Origin of the sequence: Stomatohabitans albus, assembly GCF_036336025.1 — a bacterium.
GTDB classification, from domain to species: domain Bacteria; phylum Actinomycetota; class Nitriliruptoria; order Euzebyales; family Euzebyaceae; genus Stomatohabitans; species Stomatohabitans albus.
Genome location: NZ_JAYKKE010000001.1, coordinates 86,360 through 104,069 on the forward strand (window position 1 = coordinate 86,360; position 17,710 = coordinate 104,069).

13 protein-coding genes and 1 other RNA gene are annotated in these 17,710 nt (G+C 54.4%); 2 read left to right on the forward strand and 12 right to left on the reverse strand.

Annotated features, from left to right (window positions below; genetic code table 11):
- Both murI and VCU37_RS00400 read right to left on the reverse strand, forming a co-directional pair.
- Positions 1-825 (reverse strand): glutamate racemase, encoded by an 825-nt coding sequence (murI, locus tag VCU37_RS00395; protein WP_336248654.1) that lies wholly within the window; start codon positions 823-825, stop codon positions 1-3.
- A gap of 4 nt (positions 826-829) precedes the next feature.
- Positions 830-1,312 carry a M67 family metallopeptidase gene (locus VCU37_RS00400; protein WP_336249529.1) on the reverse strand — a complete coding sequence of 161 codons (483 nt, stop codon included), beginning with the start codon at positions 1,310-1,312 and terminating at the stop codon, positions 830-832.
- Between VCU37_RS00400 and VCU37_RS00405 the strand changes: the two genes are divergently transcribed.
- Positions 1,289-2,602, forward strand: coding sequence for a DEAD/DEAH box helicase (locus VCU37_RS00405; RefSeq protein WP_336248655.1), 1,314 nt, complete (start codon positions 1,289-1,291; stop codon positions 2,600-2,602). The two genes, VCU37_RS00400 and VCU37_RS00405, sit on opposite strands and share 24 nt — an antisense overlap.
- A 62-nt stretch (positions 2,603-2,664) precedes the next feature.
- Here the strand turns inward: VCU37_RS00405 and VCU37_RS00410 are convergent, their stop codons facing one another.
- The 6 genes from VCU37_RS00410 to VCU37_RS00435 form a co-directional block, all read right to left on the reverse strand.
- Positions 2,665-3,354, reverse strand: a complete 690-nt coding sequence (locus VCU37_RS00410; RefSeq protein WP_336248656.1) for an ABC transporter ATP-binding protein — start codon at positions 3,352-3,354, stop codon at positions 2,665-2,667.
- Positions 3,344-4,291: an ATP-binding cassette domain-containing protein gene (locus VCU37_RS00415; RefSeq protein ID WP_336248657.1), complete on the reverse strand. Its 948-nt coding sequence runs from the start codon at positions 4,289-4,291 to the stop codon at positions 3,344-3,346. The genes VCU37_RS00410 and VCU37_RS00415 overlap by 11 nt, the downstream gene beginning before the upstream one ends.
- The gene (locus tag VCU37_RS00420) at positions 4,288-5,133 is read right to left on the reverse strand and encodes an ABC transporter permease (protein ID WP_336248658.1); all 846 of its coding nucleotides are present in this window, start codon (positions 5,131-5,133) and stop codon (positions 4,288-4,290) included. Before VCU37_RS00420 ends, VCU37_RS00415 begins: the two co-directional genes overlap by 4 nt.
- Complete coding sequence (locus tag VCU37_RS00425) at positions 5,126-6,106, reverse strand: ABC transporter permease (RefSeq protein WP_336248659.1); 981 nt, start codon at positions 6,104-6,106, stop codon at positions 5,126-5,128. Before VCU37_RS00425 ends, VCU37_RS00420 begins: the two co-directional genes overlap by 8 nt.
- On the reverse strand, positions 6,099-7,757 hold the full coding sequence (locus tag VCU37_RS00430) for an ABC transporter substrate-binding protein (protein WP_336248660.1): 1,659 nt from the start codon (positions 7,755-7,757) through the stop codon (positions 6,099-6,101). The genes VCU37_RS00425 and VCU37_RS00430 overlap by 8 nt, the downstream gene beginning before the upstream one ends.
- A 122-nt stretch (positions 7,758-7,879) precedes the next feature.
- Complete coding sequence (locus VCU37_RS00435) at positions 7,880-8,869, reverse strand: calcium/sodium antiporter (RefSeq protein WP_336248661.1); 990 nt, start codon at positions 8,867-8,869, stop codon at positions 7,880-7,882.
- 166 nt (positions 8,870-9,035) lie between these two features.
- Between VCU37_RS00435 and VCU37_RS00440 the strand changes: the two genes are divergently transcribed.
- Positions 9,036-10,094, forward strand: coding sequence for a glutathione S-transferase family protein (locus VCU37_RS00440; RefSeq protein WP_336248662.1), 1,059 nt, complete (start codon positions 9,036-9,038; stop codon positions 10,092-10,094).
- A gap of 29 nt (positions 10,095-10,123) precedes the next feature.
- On the opposite strand, the gene VCU37_RS00445 is transcribed toward VCU37_RS00440, so the two are convergent.
- The 4 genes from VCU37_RS00445 to VCU37_RS00460 form a co-directional block, all read right to left on the reverse strand.
- The gene (locus tag VCU37_RS00445; protein WP_336248663.1) at positions 10,124-11,851 is read right to left on the reverse strand and encodes a DUF1998 domain-containing protein; all 1,728 of its coding nucleotides are present in this window, start codon (positions 11,849-11,851) and stop codon (positions 10,124-10,126) included.
- On the reverse strand, positions 11,838-15,710 hold the full coding sequence (gene drmA, locus VCU37_RS00450; RefSeq protein ID WP_336248664.1) for a DISARM system helicase DrmA: 3,873 nt from the start codon (positions 15,708-15,710) through the stop codon (positions 11,838-11,840). Before drmA ends, VCU37_RS00445 begins: the two co-directional genes overlap by 14 nt.
- A 303-nt stretch (positions 15,711-16,013) precedes the next feature.
- Positions 16,014-16,371, reverse strand: a transfer-messenger RNA (tmRNA) gene (ssrA, locus tag VCU37_RS00455).
- Between the two features lie 243 nt (positions 16,372-16,614).
- Positions 16,615-17,649, reverse strand: coding sequence for a hypothetical protein (locus tag VCU37_RS00460; protein ID WP_336248665.1), 1,035 nt, complete (start codon positions 17,647-17,649; stop codon positions 16,615-16,617).
- Positions 17,650-17,710 lie beyond the last annotated feature (61 nt).

Consider the following 17,710-nt stretch of genomic DNA (forward strand, 5'->3'; position numbering starts at 1 on the left):
CTATGCCCTCTCCTGAGTTGTCATATGGTCAACATCGGCCCGGTTGATGCGAGGGCCGAGGAACCGTTGGGCTAGGGAAATAAATGAACCGGTATCACCAGTTGTATAAAACGCACGTTGCACATCGGTGTGTTCAGGGGCGAGGAGGTCATGGGTCACCATGTAGGAAAACACGGCACGAGCGGTCATTTCAGCACTAGAGATGAGCGCAACATCTGGACCCATGACATGCCCGATCATGCCGGTGAGGAGGGGATAGTGCGTACATCCCAGAATCAAGGTATCCACCTGTGCCGCAATGAGCGGAGCAAGAACATTGCGGGCAACAGATAGGACCTCGGCATCGTTGGTACGCCCTTGTTCGGCAAAGGTCACGAACTCTGGACTGGCTTGGCTAGTTACAGTTAGGGGTCGCTCACCGGCCATGTCGTGCAACAACCGTTCATACACACCGGAGTTGATGGTGCCTTCAGTACCGATGACACCGATAGAGCCCGTGTGGGTGCGGGCGAGGGCGGCGCGAACACTGGGTTCAATGACGCCGATTACCTTGACAGGAAATGGAACGGGATCGTTGACGACTGCAGCTGCGGTGGCTGTGTTACAGGCGGCGATGACGAGTTTGACGTCTTGACCATGTAGCCAGTCAACAATTTCTGTTGCAAAGCCTCGAACCTCATCAAATGGTCGCGGCCCATACGGGCAGCGTGCGGTGTCACCGACATAGCGGATTGATTCACCGGGCAGGAGATCAATAATCGATCGTGCAACGGTAAGGCCGCCAACTCCAGAATCGAATATGCCTACTGGTCGAGAAACAGTCATCTCGTCATGGTAGAGGATGTTGCACCCATCTGAGGGGGTGTTCGACAACTTCTCGACCCCCGATAATCGAAAATGCGCGAATAACCGGCTCCGGTTGGGCTAAGGACACAATGATGGCAACGATGCCCGCCCAGTTCAGTGATTGGGCCCGATCCGTGGGTGATGGGTATGCCGCAGATGTTGGGTGTGAATGCCAGATGGCTCGCCACCGACCACCGTGTTGCTCGATCTGGTGATGGGCATTGAGTTGTGCGTATGGTTCCATCGTGAAGCGCACCGGCGATGGATCGGCACTGGGGACGATGACGTGTCGTGTAATGGTGTCGCTATCCCCATCATCACCTAGTAGGCCACACCCTTCGTTTGGTTGCGTTGCAACGGCATGCCGGATAATCGCCGTGCGAATATCAGAAAGAATAAAAAGTGGGGTGCCAAGTGTGTCGATGCACCTAGCGTATCTGCAATGCAGCGTCCAACGCCCCTTGATGGGTTAACCCTCCGTGACTGGCAGATTGATGCGTTTGCCGCATGGGTTTCCCATGATTGCCGTGGGGTGGTTGAAGCTGTTACGGGAGCTGGTAAAACCCGATTGGCTATTGCTGCATCGCGTGTCTGTATCCATCAAGGGGGTCGAGTTCTTGTGCTTGTACCCACATTGGAGTTACAGCGTCAATGGCTCCGTGAGGTCCGAACGCATATTCCCAACGTTCAAGTAGGGCGGCTCGGTGGTGGACAAACAGATGATTTTGACCAGGTTCAGATTCTGATCGCCACCCCACACTCTGCGGCAGATCTACCCCTTGACCCTGGTCCACTCGGGTTACTCATTGCTGATGAAGCCCACCGCTATGGGGCACCCACCTGGGCCAATGCACTAAAGGATCGCTTTCACATGCGGTTAGCCCTCACGGCAACATATGAACGTAATGACGATGGTGTATCCACGGTCCTCGGCCCGTATTTTGGGCCGGTCATTTATAGTTACACCTTTGCTGATGCCGCAAATGACCATGTCATTGCTCCCTTTTCTGTGGGACTTATCCGAGTGCCACTTACCCAAGCAGAGCAGGCAAGCTATACGGCGTATTCCAAGAAGGTGCGTGAAGCAAGAAAAGAACTGATCGCCCACGGATTCCCTAAATATCCCAAGGATCTCATCGCCAAGGCTGCCCACGTTGCTGGCCAAGCTGAAGGTGTTCCTAATAGCCATGCAAATCGTGAGGTTGTGGCTGCCCGAATGTTCTTGGCAGCATTAAGTCAACGGCGTGCCGTTGCGGCACGGTGTGCCGCCAAGCTCGATGTGGTGAAGCAAGTCATACGCGAAATGGGCCAACAGATTCCCCGAACCTTGGTATTTACCGACACCGTTGACCAGGCCAACGACGTGGTACAGCTCATGCTCAAAGCCGGACATACGGCTTGGGCTATTCACGGGGAATTACGCGAACACGATCGCCGTACTCGGCTTGCCGCCTTTGCCAATGGCACGGTACCGATGGTGGTTGCTCCACGGGTGTTGGACGAAGGGATTGATGTCCCCGATGCCTCCCTTGCTATTGTTCTGGCTGCCTTTCGAACGCGACGACAAATGATCCAGCGCCTCGGGAGAGTGTTGCGATTGAAATCTGACCAGTCATCAGCCCGTCTACTCATTGCGGGTGCCCAAGACACACGAGAGGACCCAACACAAGGGGCACAACGCGAGTTCTTGTCTCACATCACGGGAGTTGCCACCCGCATTGATACCCTCGCGCTTGGCGATCGGCTGTTGGATTAGCAGCATCAAACAGGTTAGATGGCTGCCCTGAAATTCAGGATTGATCTGGGAAAATCCTGGCTTTAGTTGGATTTAATTGGGTCTAATTCAAGTACTCGGTCCGCCCAAATATCAAGTAAGGGCCGATCGTGGCTGATGGTTAATACCCCGAATCCCCGTTCAGCTTGATGGGCTTGGATAAGACGAACGAGACTGGCCGTTGTTACCGCATCAAGGGCACTGGTAGCTTCATCACAAATCAACCAGTCGGGATGTTGGATGAGTGCACGTGCAATACAGACACGTTGGAGCTGACCGCCACTCACCTCATGGGATTGCCGGTTCAATACCCCCTTATCTAAGCCCACGGCTTCTGCCATGCGTTCACTTTCTTGCCTACAATGCTCACGTGACGGACGTTGGGTACTCAATACCAGGGGTTCAGCAATAACATCACGCAATATCCATCGTGGGTCCACGCTGGCGCGTGGATCTTGAAAGACCATGGCGACCCGTCGGCGCGTGGCGATAGGTACCTTGCCACCAACCCCTTGAACTGGGGCCCCATCTATGCTGACGACACCGGCTTGTGGGGCCAGGTGCAAGTAGGCAATCTTGCCTACCGTGCTTTTCCCAACACCAGATGGACCTACAATGCCGACCGTTTCACCTCGGGCGATAGCCAACGAAAAATCGTTCAGCACCTGTTCCTTACCGTAGGCTAAGGAAACGTGCTCAAGGGCTAAAACGCTTGCGGGTTCATCAGTACGCATCGGGTGCTCCTAGCACAGTCCATTCAGGGATAGACGGGTCAGGTAACCATCGTGGGCTCCCTGCACCATCGGTAACCACGGTTGCACCATTCGGGGTTGTATCCTCAGCCAGTGCAAGGCCATTAGCAGGCCGTAACCCACCAGAAGGCAAGGCCGCTAACAGTTGTTGGGTCCAAGGATGGGCTGGTGAACCAAAGACTTGAGCAACTGGCCCAACTTCAACAAGATGACCATTGAGCAATACACCAACATGATCAGCTACTGATTTAGCGGCCTCAACATCATGGGTGATGATCAGTGAGGACCGTCCTTGGGCACGTTGGAGTCGGATTAGATTTAGGAATGAATCCACACGATCTGGGTCTAAACCAGCGGTTGGTTCATCAGCGATAAGGACACCAGGATTACCCACCAGCGCCAGGGCAAGACCAACCCGTTGGGCCTGGCCACCACTAAGCTCGTGTGGGAACCGTTTCATCCATCCAGGATCAACATCACATTTTAAACAGAGATCTTCTAAAACGTTCTCAAGCGTGGAACCTGGCTCACCGATTGCCCGAATCGTTTCTTTAAATTGGGCACCGATACTTCTGGTTGGGGTTAAGTGTGCACTCACTTGCTGGGGCATAATGCCTATCTCACGACCCAAGAACTCGCTCCGGAGGCGGGTACTTGGCAGTGCCAATAAATTGACCGGTGTGTTTTCTGGGTTCGTGGTGTACCAGATCGCGCCATCCACGGTTGCTCGCCGGGTGAGCGTTTGGGTAAGGGCAGCAACCATGACGCTTTTGCCGGATCCGCTTTCACCCACGATAGCCAGGATGGTTGCGTCAGGAAGACTCAGGCTTAGGTGGCGTAAGGCATGAACCGGTTCAAGGCTCCCCCGATGACGCACGTCAAAGGCCACGCTCACATCATCAAACCGTAATCGTGTCATAGCAGCGTCTCCTCAGCACCAGGAACCTTCGCAAGATGGTCACGGGCTGACTGGCCAATGGCACTCACACTGAGCACGGTTGCTACCAACACGATGGCAGGGCCAAGGACTTGCCACCATGTTCCAAGAATGACCGTTTGACGCGCGTCAGAGAGCAGGGTGCCGATACTGGGAACTTCTAAGGGCATCCCCAAGCCCAAGAAACTCAACGCGCTTTCATGCCATACGGCGTGGGGCATCATGAGCACAATGGCCACAATGGCTTGTGGCATTACGGTAGGAATCATGTGACGCAGCGCAATATAGGTCATGGTCGCCCCGGACTGTACCGCTGCCGTGACATAAGGACGGCTGCTAATGGACGAAATCATTGCTCGTACGAGGCGGGCGGTATTCGTCCAGTGCGTCACCGCAATTGCAACGGTTAACGCCGTGACTGAGCGGAACATGGCCACGATGACGAGAGACAGTAAGAGGTGTGGCAATGCATTGAACGCGTCAATGAGCCGCATCCCGATACGGTCAACAAAACCGCCAAAGAGACCCATCGCAATCCCGATACCCATACCGAGAATCGTGCTTGATATGGCAACTGTTGTGGCTAACAGTAACGACACTTGCAGGCCGCGTGCTGTCATGGCCATCACATCACGACCAAGTTGATCGGTTCCCATCAAGTGCTCACCTGAAGGCGGTAGTGAGATCTGGTCGTAGGACACGGTGAGTGGATCAAATGGATTAATCATTGGCCAGGTGATTGCCCACCCGATGAGGAGGAGCAATACCAGGGCGCCTACGATGAAGCGCTGGTCACGTATAAACCGTTTAAATGCGCTATCCATCAATATTCACCCTTGGATCCAAACTGATGAGTAGGGCATCACTCAGCCAGGTACCGAATAACGTGAGCAAGGTGGTGACCAGTGTGATGGCCGCTAGGAGTGGAAAATCGAGCTGAACCGCAGCACTCACAACTTCGCTTGCCAGTCCTGGCCAGGCAAAGACCGTTTCAACGAGTAATGCACCGGTAATGAGTTCGGGGATACGCGACGCTAACAGGCCAACTACCGGAAGTGCCGCATAGGGTAATGCGTGGTTGACAATCACTTGTGATTCGGGGATACCGCGCATACGGGCTCCTTGGATGTTTGGTTCAGCCATAGCCCTGCGCAACCCTTCACGCAGTTGGAGATGCAACCAGGGGGTTTGCGCAATCCCGAGCACGATAGCGGGCATAATCAGGTGAATAGCAACGGAACCCAGGGTTGGGGTTTGGCCGATGGGTGCGTTTCCTCCAACCGGAAGGACTTGAAAGCGCACGGCAAAGATGGCAATCGCACCAACCGCGACAATATATACCGGGGTGCCTTCAATGAGCTGGGAGAGGTTTACCAGTGTCCGGTCAATAATGCCCCGAGGTGCGATTGCCGTGACCGCGGCACCAATACCAGCCAACGTAAATGACACGAGGAGGGCTACCCCACCAAGCAAGATGGTCCAGGGGGCTCGCATCAAAATAACTTGACTGACTGGCAGACTTTCTGACCGAGACATGCCCCAATCCCCGTGAAACAACGACTGTACCCAATACCACCACGCCATGTACCAGGGCGCATCAAGATTGAGACTCTGGCGCAATGAATCTAATTGGCCTTGTGTGGCCGTCTGGTAAGAAGCCCCCAGATAGGCTTCCAGTGGGTCCATAGGGCTTAACGCCGCAAGCGCAAAGACGGCTAACGAGACCCCGATAACGACCGGGACGGCGGCCAAGAGCCGCCGCCAGGTCATCTTGAGTAACCGTTGTGGCCTACTCATTAGCCTTCCATTCCTCAAGGTTCCACCAGGGCCCTGAGGTTACGCCGTGTGCGTGGGGGTCGACCATCTCTTTATACCCGTCAAACCCTTTACGCTGAACATAAGTGTGATTCAAGAACACCAAGTAGATACTGCTCGGGTCATTCATCAGTTCTGTTTGAATCTCCTGGTAAGCCGATTCACGTTCACGCTGATCGGTGCTATTGCGTGCCTTATCGAGGAGCTCATCAACCTTGGCATTCTTGTAGTGTCCTGGGTTGCTCCACCCGTCGCCAGCGTGCTTGGAATGCAAGAGTTGGTACACCTGCAAGTCAGGGTCATAGGGATTACCGCCACCAAAGACCGCACCGTCCTTGGACAAGCGGGGTTTAATTACATCCCAGCCGGTGCCTTCGGTTTTGACATCGATACCAATCGCCTTCATATCCTGAGCAAATGCCAGGGCTAGGTCACGACGGACTTCATCGTTTTGGGGGAACATCACCGTAAAGGTTGCCTTCTGGCCACCCTTTTCACGGATACCGTCGCTGCCCTTGCTCCAACCCGCATCATCAAGAATCTTGTTGGCCTGATCTACATCAAATTCGGGCGCAGTGTCCTTGTTATACCAAGGCGACCATGCCGGAGAGAACGCCGTGCTTGCTGGAGTGCCATGGCCGGCAAGGAGAGAGTCGACCATCGCCTGGCGATTAACGGCCAGGTTCATTGCCTTGCGAACATCCAAATCGCCAGTGACTGGGCTATCCATCGGCAGTGAAATCATGCGGTAGTCCACGCTAGGGACATCAAGGAGTTCAAGGTCAGGGTTTGATTTGGTGACTTGTTCTGCAATACGTGGAGGGAGGTCAGCCCCATCAATTTCACCCGTATTGAACCGCTGGGTTAGGTTTGCCTCGTTCTCGGTAATAACAAAGTTCACCGTTTTAATAGACGGCACAGTACCCCAATAGTCTTCGTTGGCTACAAGCGTGGCATCTTGTTTGTCACGTAAGGTTTCGAGTTTGTACGGGCCTGTACCAACGGGGTTCGTGTTCAACTCCAACTCGGTAACCGGGGTACCTGGCTTAGCCATTTCCGATGGAACAATGGATGTCGCCAGCAAGTGAACAAACGGTGCGAATTGATGCTTGAGTTTAAAGACCACCGTCATGTCATCCGGTGCCTCTACGGATTCAAGCATGGGGAACTCTCCAGTTAGTTCACTGGCCCCATTTTCATCGAGAATCGCTTTATAGGTTGCAACCACGTCTTCGGCTTCAAAGGTGGAACCATCATGGAACTTCACGCCATCACGCAGCTTGGCAGTCACGGTCAGCCCATCGTCACTGACCGTTGGTAATTCGGATGCCAACGCCGGAACTGGTTCGAGCTTTTCATTGTGGCTAATCAGTCCATCATAGAACTTGGCAAAGCCGTGTTGTGCCCAGCCGGCCAACGGATTGAACGAATCACTATGTTCGTGTCCAAGGGCAAGTGTGATGGAATCCTTGCCTTGCGCGGTTGAGTCGGTGGTAGCGGCTGCGGTTGATTCACTTGCCGCTGGTTCAGAAGCCTCACTTGATGCAGACCCTGAAGATGTTGGGGTTTGTGCGCATGCAGCGAGGACAAGAGATAACGCGAATACGGGAACTAGCCGTGGAGATACCTTCATGCTGCGACCATATAGGTACTGCATTTGAGTTGCAATAGCTAGTGGTCATGAGACCAGTTCGTGCGCTGGCTGCGGCGCTAACCTGCACCTATATCCACAGCCCCCGATGGAGTGGGAGGCGCCTACTGGGTCATTGGTACAAGGGCCAGCGTCGTCATGATCAAGTAACTCGTATAGGCCACATAGGCGCAGAGGAGGATGGCGCCCTCAATCCGGTTAATACGTCCGGTACCTGCGCCGCGAAAGCCATATCCAAAAATAAAGAGGGTCAGGGTGAGGACCGTCATCGCACCGATATCACGAACTAATACCTCAGGGCTAACTTGGAGTGGAGAGATAGAACCCGCCAAACCCACAACCGCCAATGTGTTAAACAGATTTGATCCCAGTACATTGCCCACCACAATGTCATGGGCTTGTTTACGAATGGCAGCCAAGGAACTGGCAAGCTCGGGAAGGCTTGTGCCTACGGCAACGATCGTGAGGCCAATTACGAGATCACTGACCCCAAATCCCTTGGCGATTTCGACAGCCCCCCAGACCATAATGCGTGATGAGGCAACAAGCACCGCAAGCCCCACGACCAACCAGACGATCGCTAGCGTCAACGGCATCGGGTCTTGCATTTCTTTATCTAATTCTTCACCGAAGGTGTCATCTGCTGAATGGATCCCCTGCCATATCGACCAGCCCATAATGACCGCAAAGATGGTGAGCAAGATCACTGACTGCCATCGTGTGACATCACCATTCCAAAAAACCCAACCAGCCAATGCACAGGTAAATAACAGGAGGGGAAGCTCTTTACGTAACACTGAGGACTTCACGGCAATCGGGGTGATTAATGCGGTGAGGCCGAGGATAAGCCCGATATTGGCGATATTTGATCCAAACGCATTCCCGATGGCAATACCTGAATTCTGTTGACTTGCCGCCAGCACTGACACCACAAGTTCTGGAGCACTGGTACCAAACCCAACAATCACCATACCGATGAGCAGTGGTGGCATCCCCAGATGGGTTGCAATCGCAGACGCACCATCAACGAAGGCATCAGCACTCCATACCAAGAGGCCTAACCCGATAATCACCGCAATAAAGGCAAGAAGCATGCACGAAATCCTGAGAGAGTAGGGTCGGACTAGCTTACGTGTTCCTCGTCCTAAGGGGAATAGCAATATCGCCACCTCACCCCCGTGATTAACTACTCCTGGAGTGGGCGATGTGGCAGGCAACTCCACATTCCAACGAAGGTTTTGACCCGAGTATGCTAGCAAGATGAGTGAAGAACAAGGCATTTATGTCATCAAAGGCGGAAGTTTCGAGCGCGACACGAACTACATCGAAGATCGGATTGTCGCTGATGTTGAAGCAACGAAATTGCTTCCCCCTCCCCCGGCCAGCAAAATCGGCAATGTCGGTTTCGGGCTCAGTGAAGGTGCCCAAGCCTGGCCAGTTGAACCTGGTCGTTATCGTTTAATTGCAGCGGCAGCCTGCCCATGGGCCAACCGTACGCTGATTGTTCGTCGACTATTGGGGCTTGAAGATGTTATCTCCCTTGGCCAGCCAGGCCCAACCCATGATTGGAAGTCCTGGACCTTTGATCTTGACCCCAATGAGGTTGATCCTGTGCTGGGTACCCACTGGTTGCGAGACAATTATTTAAAGCGGTTCCCTGATTATCCGCGTGGGATAACCGTGCCGGCCATCGTTGAAATTGAATCGGGGATGGTTGTTACGAATAACTACCCTCAAATTACCCTGGACTTTTCAACGCAGTGGAAGGCTTACCACCGTGAAGGGGCGCCAGACCTGCTCCCTGAAGACAAGCTTGAGGAGATGTGGCCGGTTATCAAGCGTATCTTTACTGAGGTGAATAACGGGGTGTATCGCTGTGGCTTTGCTGGGAGCCAGGAAGCCTACGATGCCGCCTATGTACGCCTGTGGGAAGCGATGGACTGGCTTGAAGAACGCCTCGCCAAGCAGCGCTATCTGATGGGTGACACGATTACGGAAGCCGATGTGCGTTTATTCACTACGTTGGCTCGCTTTGACCCGGTGTATCACGGGCATTTCAAAGCCAACCGCAACAAGCTCAGCGAGATGGAACACCTCTGGGCCTATGCCCGAGACCTGTATCAAACTCCTGGGTTTGGTGACACGATTGACTTTGAGCAGATTAAGCAGCACTACTACATCACGCACTCAGATATCAATCCCACACAGGTTGTACCCATGGGGCCAGACCTATCAACCTGGAATGAGCCACACGGACGTGAAGCCTTAGGTGGGTCCCCCTTCGGTGATGGCACACCTCCCCCACCGCCTAAGCAGTAAGCGCTCGTACACGGTATGTGACACCACCGTCAGCGATACTGACCTGTTGACGGTGGTCTAGCGGTCTGATCAGGGAAAAATGCCACCTGGGCTAGGCCATCAAACGTCGGGACAAGCACACTGCGGTCAAGGTATTTATTGCCGCGTTCACAAGAGGTTTCTGCCAAGAACGTGCACGCATGGCATGCGGCGAGATGGACGGTGCCATCACCATCAGGAAGGTGTTCGGCGCATAACGGGTCAGATGAACACACATAAGCCCGCTGTAGGGCATTTTGGATGATGCGGGATAGACGCGCAGGCGTGCCCAGTTCGACGAGCCCACCCAGGGTGCCGTCAGTGTCATTGGCTGCGGTATAGACCAACACGCCAGCCATGGGTTCAGCCTCATCACTGCTGGCATAAATCCGTTCCTTGATACTGGCTGCGCTATAGCCACATTCCAAAGCCAGTTCACGAATAAGCACATGGGCAAAGGTATGGATCATCACGTAACGCATATCGGGCATGCCCAAACCGGGCGCAAGATTACGTGCTGTCCGCCATTGCTGGTGGCCTCGATAGAGTGTGTCAAACCGTTGCTGCACGCTAACGGCACGTTCCCAGTCTTGAATGGCTGATTCACGGAAACGAATAAACAGCCCTTCACCATAGACTTCACCAGCGGGAACCCATGTGGGGTTACCCCTCGTTAAGGTGACCAAGTCGTTAGCTTGCATCGTGTGCAGGTCTTCGTCTGGGGCATCAACGCGTGTAAACCCAATGAGGGTGTTGACTTCACGCAACCGTTCGATACGGGCCACCTGGTCGATCACTACGGTGAGGTCCTTTGGTACGTTGGTTGGGACAAGGCGAAACTGTGGCCAAGTATCGCCAGGAACATCGCCGGTGAGGACTTGCCATTCTGGCCACTTCAACTCATGTTGGGATAACGGCTGTTCAGGGGCATCGTCTGGGAGGGGAATGTCCAGGGTCGACAAGGTGACGGGGAACCAGAGATTGCTGGACCCTAAGCTGAGTACAGTCGGGCTTTGGGTGCACGGTTCAAAGCTGCTGAGGTGTGGATGACGGCCTCGGCAGGCCGGCAAGGTAGTTGTATCGTTGCCCATTAAGGCGTGGGCAAGGGGGCGTTTCGTACCACACGAACATTCAACCATGAGGTTTGCCGACTCTATCGCCGAGCCAACGCTGTAGAGCCGGAGTGTGCCTTCACAGGAGGATTGGCCCCGATGGGCATACCAATGCCAGGGAAACTCATCGAGATGCCCGTTCCGACAGGCCAACACGAGGCGGGCAGGAATAGCGTCACTGGGCCAACCGTTATAGCAATCATGATGCTCAAAACGAATTTCGTTGCCTTTTTCGTTGCCAGGCTTCAGGCGTATCGCCGGGTCATCCATGGGTGCGAGCAAACTGCATCGGGTACAACGCACCCAGCGTGGGAACGGTTCGACTGGTGCGCCGATGGGGATCTGGTCCCGTGTTTTTCCATCGTTGTCTGCCTTAAACGGGGGCATTCGAAGCGATTCAACCTGTCTACCCAATCGACGGCGCACAGCATGAAGGAGGCGTGGTTCTTCAATGGGCTCGGCGTAGGCCATATCCCACCCGTCAACACCCTGTGCAATCCTATGGTGAAGACCCATCGTGATCGCAGACCAATTGGGAAGGTCAATGAGCGCACCTGGCCCATAGTTCCACAGCAACTGACTCGTACGAATCGTGCCCGCTTTAGTAAGATATTCACGCGCCGTCATTGTCTTGGATTTCCTGGGATGTCCATGCAGGTTCTTGGTTTATGGGGTTGCCGGTATTGATCACTAACGTGATTGGGGCTTCGACTTCTCGCATTGAATTGGGCACGGTGAACGGTTGCCAGGCAGCCACACCTGGGGTGGCCAGTAAGGCATACTCAGGACCAGCCTTCGCATTGTTGTATGCCAGGTGCTTATTTGATGATTCCGCTCGGTTGATCCACGTCTCAATTCGCGCATCAAGCATCGTTTTAATCAGTCCACTCACATGCTCACCGTTGATCCGCTGGGCACGTTTGGTGATCAGCTCGGCCATCGCATCAGCCAACGGTTTCGTAGTATGGGTGAGTACATGGGCATCGTTGTTGTGGTTTAGTTCATGATGGCGCATGCGTAACCCACTCACCAACACCCCGGTCAGCCCTCGGTCTAATGCGCGTGTTGAAAACGGGGTTACCGATTGGGCTTCCACATGTTTGTAGAAGGATTGGTGGAAATGTTCAAAACGTTCAAAGTGTGAAAGATCACGTGGCCGTGACCAATTCAACACCGTACACACCAGCCCAGGGAAGGCACGACCAACCCGGCTTGTGGCCTGGATGTATTCAGACACCGTTTTTGGTTGGCCACTCACCACCATCAATCCGATACGGTTTACGTCAACACCCACAGACAACATATTGGTAGCGAGCACCACATCTATCGGTTTCTTTGTCTCCGTTGTTGTGCTGGGGTGTTCACCAAGGAAGGGTTGTTCGAGATGATCGAGATACTTAGGAATGTCAGCATTATCAATCCGAGACGTCAGCTCACGGACACGGTCTACATATCGTCGTTCTAACCCTGGCCGTACGGTACTCCCATTGGTCACACGCTTAGCACGTGCGGATATATCGTCTTTACAAAGGCGGCTGGTTGCCCCTAACTCTCGGAGGGCGTTGAAGTAGCCAACGAGCGTCATGTACGGGTCGGCGGCTGGGCCGAATGCATCTAAGAGGTGTTGACCGGCGGTCAACAAGGTGGTGTACATACGACTGAGACTCGCTGGCCGACTGATACCCATTGGGCAGATACCCAGATAGAGCCGTCCTGGTTTGGCTGTTGTAGGCCGTTGCACGGCAAAGAAATTGTCTTCAATATCAATGCCATTGGGTGGGAAAATAGTCACTTCACGGGCAAATACACGCCTGATTTGTTCATCAGCCTTGCGCACCGTGGCGGTAGACGCAACCACTTTGGGGCGAACCGTCTGCCCGTCAAGCGACCAGGAACAAAGGGCATCTACCGCGGTTTCATACAGGCCGACAAGGGTGCCCAGGGGGCCGCTGATCAGGTGGAACTCATCTTGAATGATTAAGTCGGGTGGACGAATGGGGGATATGGGCATAACCTGCGCTTCAGGGAGGTCTTTGGTTGCATGGTGATAGGTGTTACAACCATTCCCTTCCCATACAAGCCCATGCCGTTCACATGACTTGCGGGCATTGCCAAAGAGGGTGGCAACTTGGCCAGCCCAGGCCATTTGGGCAAACTTATCAACGGTGGCGATCAAGATGGATGGTGGGTGATGGTAGATCTCTTCATCTACCACCAGCACAGGTAAGCCCTGATAGTTATGTTCAGATCGCCCAAAGGGGCACGGCCCATGCTGTTCTGGGCAATACATGTAGGTGCGTTCGTGACCACTATCAATCGTGAAGTCGGTTGTTGGGGTGATTGTCGAACCACACCAGGGGCAGGCGGTGAGTTGTGCTGGTGAGCCTTTGCCTGCTTTTCGTCTGGCTTGTTTGGCAGCCAGCCATTGTTTACTTTGTTTGAATCGGTTGGGTGTGGTTGAACCGCCAACCCAGAGCCCAATGGTGAACGGGGTGTGCCCCCAGGTATTCGGGTCATCACGGCGGAGCACTTCCATTGCGCAGATGAGGGCACTGGCGCGCTGAAACTGTTGCAGTGTGAGTAAGCGCAACGTGTACCGCATAATGACGGCAAGGCCGCGACTGCCATCTACATCGCCAAGATTGTGGTGGAGTCGGCGTATCGCCATGGCGAAGGCCGCCACACCAAGGTAAGCCTCGGTTTTACCCCCGCCGGTAGGAAACCAAAGCAGGTCGGCGATCATGTGGGCATCGTCGCCGGTGCGTTCGTGGTGGGTCGGGTCGGCCAAACTGGGAATGGAGAGCAGTACAAATGCCAGCTGGAATGGCCGCCATGAACGGTTCTTGGGGATGTCGATTGTGTCACGGTCAACCGGCGTGCCACGTCGGGTGTTCAACGCAAGTTGGCTTTGGATACGCTGTGACGCCATCGCCGCGTTGGTGAATCGGAATGCGTTGAGGGCATTGTCGTCGGTGGCGAGTACCTGGATGCCTGCCCGCAGCCGGTCACGCACCCGAAGGCAACGGGTGTATGCATCAGCCGCGCTCATGTCATGGCCAATGAGGTCGTTCCCGATACGGCCGCGCATGGCCTGAATCCACCGGTCATAGTCATCAACGAGATAGGTCAGCCCATCAATCAGCGCATCACGTTTAGCCGGTGTGGCCAACGCGGCCAAGTGAGCCATGTCAAAAAACTTGAGCTGCGTCATCGTTCGCATGGCTGGCCGGTCGGTGTTGTCTAGCCCTGGTGGTTCCGTGACATGGACTTCAAAGGTAGGTAAGAATGTGGTTTCAAGCGCGGTGGCCTGGGTGGGATTGGTTGGCGCAAGGGTGGCGTGCACGCTAACGCCATGGCCAACGGCAAACTCAACTCGGTTGCGATACACCATGTTGAGGTTGTGTGCTTCTTCATCATTAGTGAGGTCACGCTGTGGTGGGCGACTAATGAAAATGGGGGCGTTCGTTGGGCTGGTAACCCGCAAGTGCGGTTGGAATACCCAGGCTTCATCTTGGTTGGTATGTGGTTTGGTGTGGGTATTGACCAAGAACAACGTAACCAGTTTGGAGTCATTGGGCTGCACGCGGCTAATGGCCCCGGTGATGCGCACATCCTCGTAGCGGGCATCAGGAATGATAGGGTCAAGCTGGGTATCTGGGGTGAGGGTGATCGAAACGTTCCCACCGGCAGGTTCACGCACCCACCGATAGGCATCACCATTGGCAGGTTCGCTTGAGTCTTGCGATTCAACACGCCGATAGTGCCCCCATTGGGCCTGAACAGTGAGGGTATCTACCGATGCTGGCACCGCAAAGGTCAGCCCCATTGATGAGGGCAGTATGGATTGTGGAGTAGTGGTGTCCTCATCATGAAGGGGATCGTCTTTATCTGAGGCATCAGATGGATTGGTTGAATGGATAACGTCAGTGTCGGGACGGGTGTCACGTGGGGCAAGTTTGCCGATCAGGTACCGTTCACGGACAGGTACCCCGATCACCTCTTCTGTTGGACCGAGCGCTGGGCCGAGCAGATCATCAGCCAATGTGGACGTGAGCAATGACCGGATATAGGCCTGGTCACGCGGGTCGTTGGCGTCGATGGTGTCTAGGTCTGCAATGGTGTCAAGACCAATGGCGTCAAAAACACCACGAACGGTGGCTACATCTGGGGTAGTCAGGGCTGCCCCGGTGGTGGCCAGCGTGTCTGGTGGAGTAATCGGCACCGGTCTTGGTAGGGCTTGGTGGGCACTCAAGAACACCTCAGTTCGATCTGCGAAGGTACGCACGCGATAGACGCGACCAACCGTTCTCGCCACACCAGCCAAGGTGAGTATCACCCCGTCACCGGTTTGCAGTTGCTGCAACTGGGGCACATGGTGCGGCACCGTAATCACGTAGCGCACAACTTGGGCGGTCTGGTTGACATGCAGTGCCCACACGGATGGGTGTTCTTCGCGTTCGTCGTGCGCGGCCTGGCGTTCGTGCATGGCGTTTCTATCGGCTAAATACCAAAACCGATAAAGGAAGTTGGCCAACCTTTTCGGCTCGTCCTGTGCTTCGTATGGGGTGCAGTTTAGAACCGGTACCTGCGAATAGTGTCGATGAAGTACCGTCCTCTAGAGAGCGCTACCTACCCGGCGCTGTCACGGGCTACCTGATGGCCCATTGAGATTGGTTATGTAGTTGTTCCCAGTTCAACGGTATGCGGTTCGTGTGTTCACCATTCGCCGAACCGAAACACAACAAAACCCGCCCCCCCAGGGATATGAATCCTCAAGAGACGGGTTGAGTGGTGGAGGCGGGGGGATTTGAACCCCCGTCCGAACATCTCGTCCAAGTAGGCCCTACGAGCGTAGGTCCAGGTGAATTGTCGGGATCGCCCTTCCCTGGGCCAAAAGGGGCCGATCCGTAGTTCACGATTAGAAGTCCCTAACTACCCATGAACACGAGAGTTAAGCAAGTCTGCTAAATGATGCCCGACCCGTTTGCACAGACGCTCAAGACGGCGGACAGGCTGCGACTATTAGGCAGCCAGGGCGAAGTTATCTTCGGCACCTAGAAGGTTGAAACGCGGATTAACGAGGCAGCGTAACGTCCTCGGCTCGCTCCCACAAGGTCGACCGACATCCGTCGAAACCATACGCCCCCGTGGTTTGGAACTGAGTTATTCAGTTGTCAAGACCACCCAGTGTACCAGCTAGCACCCATGCAGTATGTCTTTCACGGCTGATGGAATGCCCCCTCTTGTGACTTTCTACGCAAATCATGCGTCGAATATCGCCCGTATTCACCGCACATGCTGCGGCGTAGCCGAAGCTGCTTAGGCCAACCGCACCCATAAACCATGTAACCAAGCTCGCCAATACAAGCTGGTTACCGGCCAAGCCAGCATCACCGAGGTGCGTTGCCCTCTGGGCCGACATCAAGATCAATGGTGGTATCTGCAGCTGGTGCCCCAGCCGTCACCACCTTGGGGTCAATCTCGGTCGTTATATCGGCAGAACGCGTATCATCCACCACACGTTGTCCTGGCACATCGTCAGATTCACCGTTTGTCTTGGGCCCAGATGCCGAATCATCAGCATCCTTATTCGCTGAAGAGCCGCGCCCATGACGACGTTCTAAAGAGCGACGGGTCAAGGCAGACAACTGCAAGGGCACAACCATCAGCGCAGCATAGGAAATCGCCAGCACCACGACGAAGAACCGGCATATCCACACCACGAACTTCATTTGTTGTTGGGATTGACGCAGGTTCACCACCCCTTGTTCAAGGGTTGCGTCATACTCATCGAGCAATTTCTCTGTTGCTGAAACGGTCTCACTCAAGGCAGAGACTTGCGCATTCAAACTGACCACGTTCTCACCGGATTCACGCAAGTTCGCTGCCGTATCCTTGATGTTCTTGCCTTGCTCCTCCAAGTTGTCAGCAATAGGCACAAGGCTTTGTTGCAGATTATTCAAGTTCTCACTAAACCGGCGATCGGTGTAGGGCAAGTTCAACGGTGATTTATTTAATGCAGCCATCGCCCCATCAATCGTTGACGCCACCTGAATCAGACCAGGCATCGTGCCATCAAGGTTGCGCACACTCTGGGAGATATCCTTTTCAACCAGGTCACCAATACCAACTAAAGCCGTTTCACCTTTTTCGAACGCCCCGTCCATCCCTTGGGTAGCCCCTTTAATGCCTTCAAGGCCCGCACGAACCGACCCGAGGCTGGAATCAGCGAGATCACTGGATGATTTGAGTGCATCTAACGATGTGGTGGCAAGTTGTAAGGTATCGTCAAGGACTGCTTCAACGTTGTTAAGCGCCCATAGCCCCACAACCATGCCCACGGTTGCCGTAAACGCGCCGACCAAGCCAATTAGCCTGAGTACGTTCGTCATGACAACCTGGGATAACGGAAAAATCTGCTTCATGTCCTACAAAGGGTACGCCCTTCACCCACCAGGGTCGCGTACCTGGACCCACCAAACAGAA

Coding starts and splice junctions, on each gene's coding strand:
- murI (WP_336248654.1), bottom strand. CDS start 825: ATGACTGTTTCTCGACCAGTAGGCATATTCGATTCTGGAGTTGGCGGC.
- VCU37_RS00405 (WP_336248655.1), top strand. CDS start 1,289: ATGCAGCGTCCAACGCCCCTTGATGGGTTAACCCTCCGTGACTGGCAG.
- VCU37_RS00410 (WP_336248656.1), bottom strand. CDS start 3,354: ATGCGTACTGATGAACCCGCAAGCGTTTTAGCCCTTGAGCACGTTTCC.
- VCU37_RS00415 (WP_336248657.1), bottom strand. CDS start 4,291: ATGACACGATTACGGTTTGATGATGTGAGCGTGGCCTTTGACGTGCGT.
- VCU37_RS00420 (WP_336248658.1), bottom strand. CDS start 5,133: ATGGATAGCGCATTTAAACGGTTTATACGTGACCAGCGCTTCATCGTA.
- VCU37_RS00425 (WP_336248659.1), bottom strand. CDS start 6,106: ATGAGTAGGCCACAACGGTTACTCAAGATGACCTGGCGGCGGCTCTTG.
- VCU37_RS00430 (WP_336248660.1), bottom strand. CDS start 7,757: ATGAAGGTATCTCCACGGCTAGTTCCCGTATTCGCGTTATCTCTTGTC.
- VCU37_RS00435 (WP_336248661.1), bottom strand. CDS start 8,869: ATGCTTCTTGCCTTTATTGCGGTGATTATCGGGTTAGGCCTCTTGGTA.
- VCU37_RS00440 (WP_336248662.1), top strand. CDS start 9,036: ATGAGTGAAGAACAAGGCATTTATGTCATCAAAGGCGGAAGTTTCGAG.
- VCU37_RS00445 (WP_336248663.1), bottom strand. CDS start 11,851: ATGACGGCGCGTGAATATCTTACTAAAGCGGGCACGATTCGTACGAGT.
- drmA (WP_336248664.1), bottom strand. CDS start 15,710: ATGCACGAACGCCAGGCCGCGCACGACGAACGCGAAGAACACCCATCC.
- VCU37_RS00460 (WP_336248665.1), bottom strand. CDS start 17,649: ATGAAGCAGATTTTTCCGTTATCCCAGGTTGTCATGACGAACGTACTC.